This is a genomic window from Nocardia sp. SYP-A9097, from assembly GCF_009649815.1.
In the GTDB taxonomy this organism is placed as follows: Bacteria; Actinomycetota; Actinomycetes; order Mycobacteriales; family Mycobacteriaceae; genus Nocardia.
This window is the reverse complement of sequence record NZ_WJIC01000020.1, coordinates 123,314-136,853: the sequence shown is the minus strand read 5'-3', so window position 1 is coordinate 136,853 and position 13,540 is coordinate 123,314. Positions and strand designations below refer to the sequence as shown.

Sequence of the window (13,540 nt, the reverse complement as noted above, 5' to 3'; positions counted from 1 at the left end):
GTTCGAACAGCTCTTGTCAGGGTTGTTCAATCCCCAGACGTGCTGTCCGATGCCAACCGGGACGTGCGGTTCTGTGTCTTTTGGGCCTTAGGCCCTTCTTGTCCAGGCGTTCTTGTCTTTTCGGGTTTTGTTTTTGAACGTAACCACAACCAGGCCCCCCGTCAGGGAGTGTCAGCTCCCCCGCCTGATGGGGGAGCGAAAGCCGGGTACGGCAGGCGAAGTAACCACACTGCCAGTTCTGCTTTGCAGCCCGGTTGAGTGGAGCAACACCATCCGCAACCAACCGACACATGGGTCGGCCACAGCTCTCCCTATGAACCGCCGAGGTGCGCAATCAAAGCCGCGAACTCGGCCCGGGAGAGGAACCCGTCGCCATCGGAATCCGCCGCCGCCAGCAGCGATTCAGCGGTCTCATCAGTCAACCCAGGACAGGTACGGAGAAGAGACTCCAGCTCATCGAGCTCGATCAACTGATTGCGGTTCACATCGAACGTGTCGAATGCCGCATCGGTGTCGGTGATCTCGGGATCGCGCCCCAGTCGAGCAGCGTCGAACTCGGCACGCGAGATCAGCCAGTCGCCATCGGTGTCGGCTGCCGCTACCAGCCGTTCCACCGCCTCGCCGTCGATATCGAGCCCGAGCGCGGTGATTCCGGCGAGGATGTCGTCGGCGGAGATGAGCCCGTCACCGTCCCGGTCCCAGAGGTCGAAGGTGTCGGTGGGGTCGTTGCTCGCCACGGGTGCTCCTAGCAGTGCAGATTGTGGTGTCCGGCAGCAGGATTGCGCATCGGCGGAGCAGTGGTCAAGAGCGGGGGATATACGTCACCGATTGGTCGTATGCTGAGCGCCTTGCTCGTAATGGGGTGGTGGAAAGGACTGCAGGTGCTGGGGGACGGGACGCTCGGGCATTATCGGCTCATCATGCTGCTCGGGCAGGGCGGTATGGGGCAGGTGTGGCTGGCTCAGGACACCCGGATGGGGCGGGATGTCGCGCTCAAAGTGCTGCCCGCGGAATTGGCCACCGATATGGATTATCGGCGGCGGTTCGAACGCGAGGCGCAGTTGGCGGCGCGGCTGCGGGGCCCGCATATCGTGCCCATCCACAACTTCGGTGAACTCGAAGGGCGACTGTTCATCGATATGGAGTTGATCGACGGCACCGATCTCGACGATGTGCTCACCCATCGTGGCGCGTTCGTCCCCGCCGCCGCCGTCGATATGGTCGGGCAGATCGCCGCCGCACTCGATATGGCGCATGATGCCGGGCTGATCCACCGGGATGTGAAACCGTCCAATGTTGTTGTGCTGCCGAGCGGTTTCGCGTATCTCATCGATTTCGGACTCGCACGTGGTGCGGGCCAGACCGCATTGACCTCCACCGGCGTCACGGTCGGCACCTGGGCGTATATGGCCCCCGAGCGCTTCTCCGGCGGAGACGGTGTGCCCTCCGACGTCTACTCGCTGGCCTGTCTGCTGTTCGAATGTCTCACCGGCAAGCGGCCTTTCGGTGAGAAGGACGCCGCCCAGCAGATGCTCGCCCATATGACCGCTCCGCCGCCGCGCGCCAGTGCGTTCGCCCCGGGCATTCCCGCCGCGCTCGACGAGGTCATTCTGCGGGGTTTGGCGAAGCAGCCGAAGCAGCGGCACGCCAGCGCGGGGGAGTTGGCGGCGGCGGCCCGTGCGGCGCTCGATGCTCCTGTGGCGCAGTCCTATACGCCCGCGCAGGGATATGTGCCCGGTCCGTCCCCGATGCCCGCACCGGTCCTGGCGCCGATGGTGCCGAGCTACGCGGACCGGAGTCTTCCATCGGGTGCCCAGGGTTATCCGCCTGCGGCGCCGAGCTATTCGCACGCCGCGCCCAGTTATCCGCAGCAGCCCGTCATGCCCGGTTATCCGCAGCCGGTGCCGACCGCCGATCTGCAGTATGGGCCCGCGCTGTCCTATCCGCCCGGACGGGACGTCCCACTGCCGGAGCGTCCGCGCGTCACTGCGGGGCGGGTGCTGTGGTGGATTGTGCTGGGACTGTCGACCGCTTTCTTCGGGTTTCTGGCACTGGTGTGCGTTTACGGGCTGATCGCCGATCGGGAGGCTTCGCTGGGGACCCGGGTGGCCATAAACGTGGTCATCGATGTGCCGTTCGCGGTGCTGGGCCTGTTGTCCTATACCCAGTTCAACAAGTTCAAGCGGCGGTGAGCGCGCAGCGGCGCGGCCGGATGGCTCCGGTCGCGCCGATACTGTTGTGCGATCAGCAGTTACGCAGTTCCGGGCTCTGGTTGAGGAGCTGGGCGCGGGTGGAGATGAAGGTGCTGTAGGTGTTGCCGCCGACCGAGGCGAGCGGGAAGGCCGCGACCCGGTGGCAGTTCTGGAAGGCGAGCTTCACGCCGAAGTGCCGTTCGAGGCCGCCGCGGATGGCGTCGGAGGCCATGGCGCGCAGCAGTTGGCCGCGCGCCACCTCGTCGGGCGGCGGGATCACATTGTCGGCGTATTCCTCTGTGCCGGAGTGCAAGTCGGCCGCGACCCGGCTGACGACCTCGTAGGCGTACGGCAGTGAGGTGCGGACGCATTCCACGAACTCGGCATCGCTGACTTCACCGGCTTCGGCGCGCTCGAGTAGTGCGCTGGGTACGTCGAGTGACATATCGCTCTCCTCATGGGATGGCGGATGGTGTCAGCCGATTCTAACGGAAAGCGTTGTCAATAACACTGGATTCGCAGCGAAACCGCCCTGTCCAGAGCGGCTTTCGCCTCTCGCGACAGCTGCCGCATCAGCTCGCCCGCCGGTAGCTCCACCGCCAGCGAATGCGCTTGACCTGCCCAGAGATTCACTTCGTCGGCATTGCCCGTGGCCCGCGCGGCGGCGCGTAAAGGGCCGGTGGCGTAATGGATTTCGGGGTAGGCGGCGGGTGCGTCGAGATGGTCCAGCATGAACTTGTTGCGCAGTCCGCGCGCCTGCCGGCCGGTGAACGCGCGGGTGAGCATGGTCGGGGTGTCCAGGGTGATGGCGTCGCGAATCAGCGGCGCGGTGCCGGCTTCGGCGCAACGCAGGAACGCGGTGCCGATCTGGGCCGCGGCGGCCCCGGCGGCCAGGGCGGCGGCCAGGCCCGCACCGGTGGCGATTCCGCCCGCGGCGACCAAGGGCAGGTCGACGGCGGCAACCAGCAATTGCAGTAATGCCAACAGCCCCAAGGGATCCGCGGTGTCCTCCGCGGGCAGGTCGGCGAAACTACCGCGATGCCCGCCCGCCTCGGAGCCCTGTGCGATGAGTACATCCGCTCCGGCGTCGGCGGCGATGCGGGCCTCGGCCACCGAGGTGACGGTTACCCACACCTCGGTACCGACCGCGTGCAATCGCGAAATCTCTTGTGCGGATGGACATCCGAATGTGCATGACACCGCCCGCACCGGTTCGGAGATCAGCAATTCCAGTTTGTCCGCCCACGCGTCGGTATCGAATCTCGGTTCCCCAACCGGGAATTCGCGTGCGAGCTGATCAACATATGCACCGAAACTGGTCACGGGACTAGGTGTGGAGGGGTAGAAAAGATTCACGCCGAAGGCCGCGGAGGTGAGAGTGCGTGTCTGTTTTATTCGCCCGCCGAGATCTTCCGCGCTCAGATATCCCGCTGCCAGGAATCCCAATCCGCCCGAGTCCGAGACCGCGGCGGTCAATTCGGGAGTGGACGGCCCGCCTGCCATGGGGGCCAGCACGATCGGCGTATTCAGCTCGTCGAGTAGCACGCCCCCCAGTGTGCGCCCCCGATTTCCGGTGGTGATCATCCGGTATCCCGTATCACCTGGGGCTATCGAACTCAAGGTTGCGGAATGGTCACGGGTGAGTATTGTTTGTATCACAGCGATGCCGAATCGTTACCGGACCATCGAGCGCTAGGACGAGCTTTGTCGCACCACAGAGAGACCGCGAACTCCGTATCCGTTATGGACTTGCTTGGTGATTGTGGTGCCGGTCGCACTGGCGCCGTCGCACGTAAACGGCACCGGGCCGAACCCTCCACCGCTGACCGCGTGAAGGTCGCCGCCGGAGCCGCTGTCGCCGCGAGTGCCCTCATCGGCACCGCGACGCAGATGGTTCCCGCGCTGGCACACGCCGCGCCGATCGCCCCCAATCATGAGGGCAAATCGGTCGCACAGGATCTCGCACTGCGCAACGAGGCGCAGTCGGTCAAGCAGGCCGCCAATGTCGCCGTCCCTGCTCCCGCTCCGCAAGCTCAACCCATTGCGGATGGTGGCAATCCTGTCGCGGTTCCCGCGCCCGCGCCCTTCGGTCTGCAGAATCTGCCGCCGGAGATCGCGAATCCCCTCGCGCAAGCCGAGGCCACGCTGAAGGACCTGCAGCAGAAGATGGCTCCCGCCCCCGCGGTCAAGCCGGTCGATGTGGGTGTTATCAGCTCCGGCTTCGGAGCGCGCTGGGGCGCAATGCATTACGGCATCGATTTCGCCGACGCCATCGGCACGCCGATCCACTCTGTCATGGGTGGCACGGTGGTGGAGGCCGGCCCGGCCTCCGGATTCGGGCTCTGGGTGCGCGTCCTGCAGGACGATGGCACCACCGCTGTCTACGGCCACGTCAATGACATGTACGTATCCGCCGGACAGCGCGTCAATACCGGCGATGTGATCGCAACCGTCGGAAATCGCGGCAATTCCACCGGTCCTCATCTGCATCTGGAGATCTGGGACGCCGCCGGAACGAAGATGGATCCGCTTCCATGGCTGGCCAGCAAGGGCGTCATCATGGCGCAGCAGTGGGGCCCGGACCAGTAGAGCGTTCACCGGCCCCGGCGAACGGGCGTTTCCCGGACCGGCGGATGCCGGTGGGCGCACTGACCACACTGGATGATCTTTTCGACCCTGCCTCGCTGCACGGTCGCGCCTATGCGGCGCTCGTGCAGCATCCACGCTCGACCGCGTTCGAAGTGGCCGAGCGCCTGGGCTGCCCGCCGCGGATAGCCGAGGCGGCCCTGGAAGCGCTGTGTCATCTCGAGGCCGCGGTACGCCTGACCGAGGCCAATGGCACCGTGCGCTGGGACGCGCACGCTCCGGAAGCCTTGTCCGAGGCCGAGACTCGCCGGCGCAATGGCGACATGCTGCGTATGCAGTCGGCCGCCGCGCGCCTGGGTGAGACCTTTCGTTCGGTGCGGCGCACCACCGATGCCGATGGCGCGGTGGTGGCGGTTTACGAACGCCGCCAGCTGCTGGCCGATTTCGAGGATCTGCAGCACACGGCGCACGCCCGCGTGAAAGTCGTGGAGCGCGGTCCGTTCCTCTCCGATGTGGAGACCGAGGAGCGGATGTTCGAGCTCAAGTCCGCACGCATTGCCGCGGGCATCGACTACCGCACGCTCTATCAGGAGACCATCTACCAGGACGCAGAACGACTGCGGCATGTGCTGGCCACCAATGCCGCAGGGGCACAGGCACGTACGCTGCCCGATCCGCCCATGAAATTGATCCTGGCCGATGACCGTCGCGCGGTGCTGGTGCTGCATACCGACGAGCGCCGCGGCGATCCGATGGGTGTGCGCGTCGGCCCCTCGCCCACACTGGATCTGCTGGTCAAGACCTTCGATTCGCTGTGGTCCATGGCCACACCGATTTCGGTGAATCCCTCGGAAGCCCTGGACGAACGCGATCGCGCCATCCTGACTTTGATGAGTATGGGCGCGACCGATGACACCATTGCCCGCCGTCTCGGGCTGTCCCGGCGAACGGTGGTGCGGCGCACCGCCAGTCTGCTGGAGCGGCTCGGCGCGAGCACCCGATTCCAGGCCGGGGTGCAGGCGACCCGTCGGGGTTGGCTGTAATTGATTGTGGCGCAGGTCACATGCGTGCAACGCCCCTGCCTGGTCACCGATAGTCACTGAGCTCGGGTCGTTATCGCGGATCCGCGAGCCCGATATGATTGCTCGGTCCGCCGGCCCGTGCCGCCCTCGTCGTCGAATCCGGGGTCGGTCGAAGGTCTTCGGTGAGTGGACCAGTTTGACCCGAGAGGTGAATGCACTCGAATGGATACTGCCCGCCGTACAGCTCGCGGTAATCGTCGGCGTCGGTCCGGCAGCCCTCTTTTCGGGCAGCTTCTCACCGCCGCGGTCGAGTCCGCGGCCGATGCCATTGCCGTCCGGTTCAATCCGACCGGCGACCCCGCCGACCAGCGGGAGATCGACTATCGCGACCTGGACGCGCAGTCGTCCCAGCTGGCGCGGGAACTGATCGAGCGCGGGGTGGGCCCCGGCGATATGGTCGCCATCGGTATCACCCGCTCCATCGAATCCGTGCTCGCCGTATGGGCTATCGCGAAAACCGGTGCGGCCTATGTGCCGGTGGATCCGGCCTATCCGCCGGATCGCATCGAGCATCTGCTCACCGATTCCGGTGCGGTGCTGGGTCTGACCACGCGCGAGCATCGGGCCTCGCTCGGGACCGCAACCTACTGGATCGAATTGGATGATCCGGTGCGCGCGGAGCGGATTGCCGCGCATCCCTCGCACCCCATCTCCTACGCCGATCGGGTGCGCCCGCTCACCGAGCAGCATCCGGCGTATGTCATCTACACCTCCGGTTCCACCGGTAAGCCCAAGGGCGTGGTGGTCACGCATACCGGCCTGGCCGGGCTGGTGGCGGCCGAGCGCGAGCATTACGACGTCACCGCGGATTCCCGGGTGCTGCATGTGTGTTCGCCGAGCTTCGACGTCTCGGTGCTGGAGCTCATGCTGGCGTTCACCGCCGGTGCCACGCTGGTGATCGCGCCCGCCGGGGTCTTCGGTGGTATCGAACTCGCGGAACTGCTGGTCCGCGAACGGGTTTCGCATGTACTGATCACCCCCGGCGCACTGGAGTCGGTGGATCCGGCCGGATTGACCGAGCTCAGCACGGTCGTGGTGGCCGGTGACAAGTTCGGGCCGGAGCTGGTGAGCCGCTGGGCCACCGAGGAGCGTGCCTTCTACAACGGCTACGGGCCGACCGAGGCGACGATTCTCGCCACCAGTAGCGCGCCGCTGCTGCCGGGCGAGGCCGTGACCATCGGTTCCGCCGTCCCCGGTGTGGGTGTGTTCGTCCTGGACGCGCGGCTGCGGCCGGTGCCGGACGGCGTGGTGGGCGAGCTTTATCTATCGGGTCCGGCGCTGGCGCAGGGCTATAACCGTCGACCCGGGTTGACATCGGAACGATTCGTGGCCAGCCCATTCGGCGACGCGACCGGAGTGCCCGGGGCGCGGCTGTACCGCACGGGCGATCTGGTGAAGCGGACCGAAACAGGGGTTATCGAATACCTGGGCCGTTCGGACTTCCAGGTCAAGATTCGCGGTCTGCGTATCGAGCTCGGCGAGATCGACAACGCACTCACCGCGCACGCCGATGTGGATTACGCGGCGACGCTGGGTAAGACGCTGCCCTCCGGTGCGGTCGCGCTGGTCTCCTACGTATTGCCGCGTCCCGGAACGACTCTCGACCCCGCCGAACTGGCCGAGTTCGTGGGCGAGTCGCTGCCCGCGTACATGGTCCCCGCCGCCATCGTGCTGCTGGACGAGATTCCGCTGACGCCGGTCGGCAAGCTGGATCGAAATGCCTTGCCGGAGCCGGTCTTCGCCGCCCGCGAATTCCGTGCGCCCGCGACTCCGACCGAAGCGGCGATCGCGCAGGTCTTCGCGACCCTGCTGATTCCGGACAATGCGGATGCGCGCGTGGGTGCGGACGATGACTTCTTCGAGCTCGGCGGCAACTCGCTGCTGGCCGCGCAGGCCGCCGCGCGCATCGGCACGGCACTGGATGTGCGTGTGCCCGTACACGTGCTGTTCGAAGCCTCCACGGTCTCCGCGCTGGCCCAGCACCTCGACGGCGAGACGGCTCCGGCCGCCGGACCGGCGCTGGGTTCGCTGCCGCGCCCGGACCGGGTGCCGCTGTCCTTCGCGCAGCAGCGCATGTGGTTCCTGAACCGTTTCGATCCCGACAGCGCGGTGGACAATATTCCACTGGCCGTGCGCTTGAGCGGTGCCATCGATGTCGAGGCGCTGCGGGCCGCGGCGCGCGATCTCGTCGCCCGGCACGAGGTGCTGCGGACCATCTATCCGGAGGTCGACGGCGAGGGCTACCAGCTGGTCCTGCCGGTCGATGATCCGCGCGCGGTGCCGGAGCTGGCACTGGTCGATATTCAGGTCGCCGAGATTCCGGAGCGGGTGGCCGAAATCGTCGGCGCGGGTTTCGATGTCACGAGCGCGCCGCCGATTCGATTGCGGCTCTTGCGGATTGCGCCGCAGGAGCATGTGCTCGTCGCGACCGTGCACCACATTTCGGCCGATGGTGTGTCCATGGGACCGCTGGCGCGTGACCTGGTCACCGCCTATGCCGAGCGGGCAAATGGCCGGGCGCCGGAGTGGGCGCCGCTCGACGTGCACTACGCCGACTACGCGGTCTGGCAGCGGGAAACCCTCGGCAGCGAGGACGATCCGGAATCGCTACTGGCGCAACAGATTTCGTACTGGCGTGAGACGCTCGACGATCTGCCGGACGAGCTGGTACTGCCCAGCGATCGCCCCCGCCCGCCCGTCGCCTCCTACCGGGGTGGCACCTTCGGCTTCCGAATCAGCGATGAGGTGTACGCGGCGGCTCGGCGCATGGCCGACACCCGCAACACCACCCTCTTCATGGTCGTGCACTCGGCGCTGGCGGTATTGCTGGCACGGTTGTCCGGCACCCGCGATATCGCCATCGGCACACCGGTGGCCGGGCGCGGTGCGGCCGAACTCGACGATCTCATCGGCATGTTCGTCAACACCCTGGTACTGCGCACCGATATCGACCCCGCCATCAGCTTCGAGGAGCTGCTGAAGCAGGTGCGCGACAACGATGTTCGCGCCTTCGGCCACGTAGATGTGCCGTTCGAACGCCTGGTGGAACTGCTCGATCCGGCGCGCTCACAGGCCCGCAATCCGCTGTTCCAGGTCATGCTGGCCTTCCAGAATATGGCTCCGACCCGACTGGAACTGCCCGGGCTGAGCGTGGCGGGTGCGGATCTGGAGATCCCGTTCGCCAAGTTCGACCTGCAGCTCACCATGGCCGAATCGTACGACGAGCGCGGCGACGCCAGCGGGCTGGCGGCCGAATTCTCTTATGCCCTGGACCTTTTCGACGAGTCTACGGTCGCGGTGTTCGCCGAGCGCTTCGAACGGATACTGGCGGCGGTCAGCACCGATCCCGGTGCGCCGGTCGGCGATATCGCCCTCTTCGACGCCGCCGAACGCCAGCGCGTGGTGCGCGATTGGAATGCCACCGGATTCGATCTGGAGGCGGCCGTCGGTCTGCCGGAAGGCATTTCGCCGACGCTGGTCTCGATGTTCGACGCGCAGGCGGCGGCCACCCCCGATGCCGTCGCACTGGTCTTCGAGGACGAGTGGCTCACCTACCGCGAATTGCAGCAGCGGGCCAATCGTTTGGCGCGCAGGCTCATGATGGGCCAGTTCGCGCTGGAGCCGGAAGCCCTGGTGGCCCTTGCCATTCGGCGCTCCACCGAGCTCGTGGTCGCCATGTACGCGGTGGTGCAGGCGGGCGCGGCGTATGTGCCGATCGATCCGGATCAGCCCCTCGATCGGATCGGCCACATTCTCGAAACCGCGCAGCCGCGGATGATCCTGACCACGTACGCGGATGATTTCGCCGCCGGGCGGACCATCACCACGCTGAAGGTGGAGGATCTGGAGCAGGCGGCACAGGGCCTGGACGGTGCGCGGATCACCGATGCCGAGCGCAATCAGCCACTGCGGCCGGACAATACGGCGTACGTGATCTTCACATCCGGTTCGACGGGTAAGCCCAAGGGTGTGGCGGTCAGCCACCGCGCGATCGTGAACCGCCTGGTGTGGATGCAGGCGCAGTACCGGCTCACCGCCGAAGACGCTGTGCTGCAGAAGACTCCGGCCACCTTCGACGTGTCGGTATGGGAGTTCTTCTGGCCCTTGCAGGCCGGTGCGCGCCTGGTGGTCGCCAAGCCGGACGGGCATCGCGACCCGGCCTATCTGGCGCAGATCATTGCCGAACAGGGCATCACCACAGCGCATTTCGTGCCGTCCATGCTCTCGGTCTTCGTGAGCACACTCGGCGGTTCGGGGGCCTCCGGACTGCGGCTGCGGCAGGTATTCGCCTCCGGTGAGGCGCTGCCGGGTGGCACCGCGCAGAAGCTGCGCGAGCTGACCGGCGCGCGGGTACACAATCTGTACGGTCCCACCGAAGCCGCGGTCGACGTCACCTATCACGAGGTGACCTCGGCCGATACGGTCTCGGTGCCGATCGGTGCGCCCGTCTTCAATACCCGGGTGTACGTGCTGGATTCGCGGCTCAACCCGGTGCCGGTGGGCGTCGCGGGTGAGCTGTATCTGGCGGGCGTGCAGTTGGCGCGCGGCTATGTGGCGCGGCCGGATCTGACCGCGGACCGGTTCGTGGCCGATCCGTTCGAGCACGGCGCCCGCATGTACCGCACCGGCGACCTGGTGAAGTGGGATACCGAGGGTGAGCGCTCCGCCTCCCCGCGCTTGGAGTACCTGGGGCGCACCGACTTCCAGGTGAAGCTGCGCGGTCTGCGCATCGAACTGGGTGAGATCGAGGCGGCGCTGCTGGCGCGGCCGGAGGTCACCCAGGCCGTGGTCGTGGTGCGCGCGGACGCACACGCGGGCGATCAGTTGATCGGCTACGTGGTGGCCGGTAACGAGCGCAGCGGCGATCTCGCCGATGAGCTGAAATCCGCTCTGGCGCAAATACTTCCGTCGTACATGGTGCCGTCCGCGCTGCTGGTGCTGGACGAGTTCCCGCTCAATGCCTCCGGCAAGCTGGATCGAAAGGCGCTGCCCGCACCGGTTTTCGAGGCCAAGACGTTCCGCGCTCCGGCCACCCCCATCGAGGAGATCGTGGCGGGTGTCTTCGCCGATCTGCTCGGCACCGACCGGGTGGGCTCGGATGACGACTTCTTCGACCTGGGCGGTAATTCGCTGATCGCTACCCGGGCGGTGGCACGGGTGAACGAGGCCCTGGACACCAATGTGGCTGTGCGCGAACTGTTCGAGACCTCTACGGTCTCCGGACTGGCCGCGCGCATCGTCCCGGGCACGGGTGCGGGCGCCCGTCCGCCGCTGATCGCGGGGGAGCGGCCCGCGCGGGTGCCGCTCTCGCTGGCGCAGCAGCGCATGTGGGTGCTGAACCAGTTCGATCCGGATTCCCCGGCCTACAACATCCCCATGGCCATCCGCCTGCAGGGCGCACTCGATGTGCCCGCGCTGCGCCAGGCCGTCGAGGATGTGCTGACCCGGCACGAGGTGCTGCGCACCCGCTATCCGGAGTCGGCGCCGGGCGCGTCCGCCTACCAGGACATTCTGTCGGTGGCCGAGGTGCTGCCCGCCGGTCTCGAGGTGGAGCGGGCGCAGGACATCGGCGCGCGCGTCGGCGAACTGGTTTTCACCGGATTCGATGTGGCACAGCGGGTTCCGGTGCGAGTGCGGCTCATTACCGGTGATGATCCGGACGATTACCTGCTGGTCCTGGTGGCGCATCACATCTCCGCCGACGGGGCCTCCATGGCTCCGCTGGCACGCGATCTCATGACCGCCTACCTGGCACGCGCCGCCGGGCAGGACCTGAACTGGACACCGCTGCCGGTGCAGTACGCCGATTTCGCGGTGTGGCAGCGCGCGGTGGTCGGGGTGGATTCGGACGAGAACTCCCCGGCCGCAAGTCAATTGGCGTTCTGGCGGGAGCAGCTGGCCGGCCTGTCGCCGACCCCGAGCCTGCCGCTGGACCGCCCGCGCACCCCCGCCTCCACCATGGCGGGCGCGTTCCTGGACTTCAGCCTGCCCGCCGAGGTGCACGCCGGATTGAATCGTATTGCGCGCCAACATAACGCGTCTCTATTCATGGTGGTGCACGCGGCCGTCGCGGCCTGGCTGGCGCGATTGTCCGGCAATGGTGACGTGGTGATCGGCACCGCGGTGGCGGGTCGTGGTGAACGCGCGCTGGACGATCTGGTCGGCATGTTCGTCAATACCCTGACGCTGCGCACCCAGGTCGATATCGCCGCACCGTTCGACGCGCTGGTGGCACAGGCCCGGGAGACCGACCTGAACGCCTTCGCCAATGCCGATGTGCCGTTCGAGCGGGTCTCGGAGGTGGCGGCCGCGGGCCGTACCGCCGCGAATCCGCTACTGCAGGTGGTGCTTTCACTGCAAAACACCGAGACTCCGGTGCTGGAGCTGCCCGGGCTGCGGGTGTCCGCCATCGATACCGAATTGGCGGCGGCCAAATTCGATCTGCAGATCAGTATGGAGCCGCAGCCCGGTGCGGACGGCGCGCTCGGTGATCTGGATGTCATCTTCGCTTACGCCACAGACCTTTTCGACGAGGCGACGGTCGATGCCTTCGGGCAGGTGCTGGAGCGGATTCTCACCGCCGTGGCGGCCGATCCGCATCTCGCGGTCGCCGATCTCGACCTGCTCGGCGCACCGGAAACCGGTGTGGCACAGCAGGTATCGATGGAGCCCGAACCGACGAGCCCGACCACCCGCGGTGCGGCGCTCACCCAGGTGCTGACCACCGCGGTCGAGGACGATCCGGACGGTCCGGCCCTGGCATGGGGCGACGAGGCCGTGACCTACCAGGAACTCGACGCCCGGTCCTCGCGACTGGCTCGCGTGCTCATCGCGCACGGCAGCGGTCCGGGCACCGGTGTGCTGGTGCATCTGGCGCGCGGTGTGGAGCAGGCCGTGGCCACCTGGGCGGTGCTCAAGGCCGGTGCCATGCTGGTGCCCCTGGCGGCCTCCGCCGCGCCCGGCCTGGATGTGAAGGTCGGTGTGACAAGCGGTTTCGCCCCGGCGACCGCCGTCGGGATCGAATGGCTGGTGCTGGACGATCCGGAGGTGGCAGCGCAGATCTCGGCCGAATCCAAGCGTCCGGTCACCTATGCCAGCCGCACCCGGGCGCTGCGCGGCGATGACGCGGCGTATGTCGCGGGCGGTGCGGTACTGACCTATGACGGGTTGGCCGCCACCGCCGATCGGGTGCGCACCGCAACCGGGCTCACCTTCGAGTCCCGGACGCTGCACACCGGTGCACCGGACGCGGCGCTCGCGCTTGTGGAGCTGGTCTCAGCCGGTGTGGTCGGTGCATCAGTGGTGCTGGCGGACACCGCGTTCGAGCTGTCTGAGGCATTGGCCGATGAATGGGTCACGCACCTGTTCGCCGATCGCTCCGGCATGGTCGATCTCGGTGCGGACACCCCGGATGACCTGCAGGCCTTGATTCTGCCCGAAGCCGCACAGGGAAATGCTTCGGAAAACGTGATCACACTGGTCATTCCGGGTATGCCAGCCGTTCACCAGTAGTAAGAGAGGTAGCGGGCCGTCGTCCCAGACGGTCCGCTCCGCTGTGTCCTGAATCGCCCCTGATTATTCGCAATCACCGGTTATCCTCCGACTGTTAGCGAAGAAAGGCGGCACCGCTCCACGTCCCCAACTCGGTTCGGGGTGCGGCGGGACCGCCCGGGTTACTGG

The 13,540-nt window shown here is 66.9% G+C and carries 7 protein-coding genes; 4 read left to right on the top strand and 3 right to left on the bottom strand.

All coding sequences use genetic code 11. From position 1 onward, the window contains the following. Positions 1–311 precede the first annotated feature (311 nt). Complete coding sequence (locus tag GFY24_RS30215) at positions 312–737, bottom strand: EF-hand domain-containing protein (protein WP_309231519.1); 426 nt, start codon at positions 735–737, stop codon at positions 312–314. Between the two features lie 120 nt (positions 738–857). On the opposite strand from GFY24_RS30215, the gene GFY24_RS30210 reads away from it, so the two are divergent. After that, entirely contained in the window at positions 858–2,192 is a 1,335-nt protein-coding gene (locus GFY24_RS30210; RefSeq protein ID WP_228566784.1) for a serine/threonine-protein kinase, read from the top strand. 52 nt (positions 2,193–2,244) lie between these two features. Here the strand turns inward: GFY24_RS30210 and GFY24_RS30205 are convergent, their stop codons facing one another. Both GFY24_RS30205 and GFY24_RS30200 read right to left on the bottom strand, forming a co-directional pair. Beyond that, entirely contained in the window at positions 2,245–2,637 is a 393-nt protein-coding gene (locus tag GFY24_RS30205) for an SCO5389 family protein (RefSeq protein WP_153808501.1), read from the bottom strand. 56 nt (positions 2,638–2,693) lie between these two features. Then, positions 2,694–3,776: a nitronate monooxygenase gene (locus GFY24_RS30200; protein WP_153808500.1), complete on the bottom strand. Its 1,083-nt coding sequence runs from the start codon at positions 3,774–3,776 to the stop codon at positions 2,694–2,696. A gap of 246 nt (positions 3,777–4,022) precedes the next feature. On the opposite strand from GFY24_RS30200, the gene GFY24_RS30195 reads away from it, so the two are divergent. The 3 genes from GFY24_RS30195 to GFY24_RS30185 all read left to right on the top strand — a co-directional run bounded on the left by GFY24_RS30195 (position 4,023) and on the right by GFY24_RS30185 (position 13,372). Further along, positions 4,023–4,781 (top strand): M23 family metallopeptidase, encoded by a 759-nt coding sequence (locus GFY24_RS30195; RefSeq protein ID WP_309231518.1) that lies wholly within the window; start codon positions 4,023–4,025, stop codon positions 4,779–4,781. Between the two features lie 44 nt (positions 4,782–4,825). Then, on the top strand, positions 4,826–5,821 hold the full coding sequence (locus GFY24_RS30190) for a helix-turn-helix transcriptional regulator (protein ID WP_228566775.1): 996 nt from the start codon (positions 4,826–4,828) through the stop codon (positions 5,819–5,821). A 201-nt stretch (positions 5,822–6,022) separates the two neighbouring features. Further along, complete coding sequence (locus tag GFY24_RS30185) at positions 6,023–13,372, top strand: non-ribosomal peptide synthetase (protein WP_153808498.1); 7,350 nt, start codon at positions 6,023–6,025, stop codon at positions 13,370–13,372. The last annotated feature ends 168 nt before the right edge of the window (positions 13,373–13,540 follow it).

What these genes read in the sequence shown, in the direction of transcription:
- GFY24_RS30210 (WP_228566784.1), top strand. Translation starts at nt 858, where the DNA reads ATGGGGTGGTGGAAAGGACTGCAGGTGCTGGGGGACGGGACGCTCGGG.
- GFY24_RS30190 (WP_228566775.1), top strand. Translation starts at nt 4,826, where the DNA reads ATGCCGGTGGGCGCACTGACCACACTGGATGATCTTTTCGACCCTGCC.
- GFY24_RS30185 (WP_153808498.1), top strand. Translation starts at nt 6,023, where the DNA reads ATGGATACTGCCCGCCGTACAGCTCGCGGTAATCGTCGGCGTCGGTCC.
- GFY24_RS30200 (WP_153808500.1), bottom strand. Translation starts at nt 3,776, where the DNA reads ATGATCACCACCGGAAATCGGGGGCGCACACTGGGGGGCGTGCTACTC.
- GFY24_RS30205 (WP_153808501.1), bottom strand. Translation starts at nt 2,637, where the DNA reads ATGTCACTCGACGTACCCAGCGCACTACTCGAGCGCGCCGAAGCCGGT.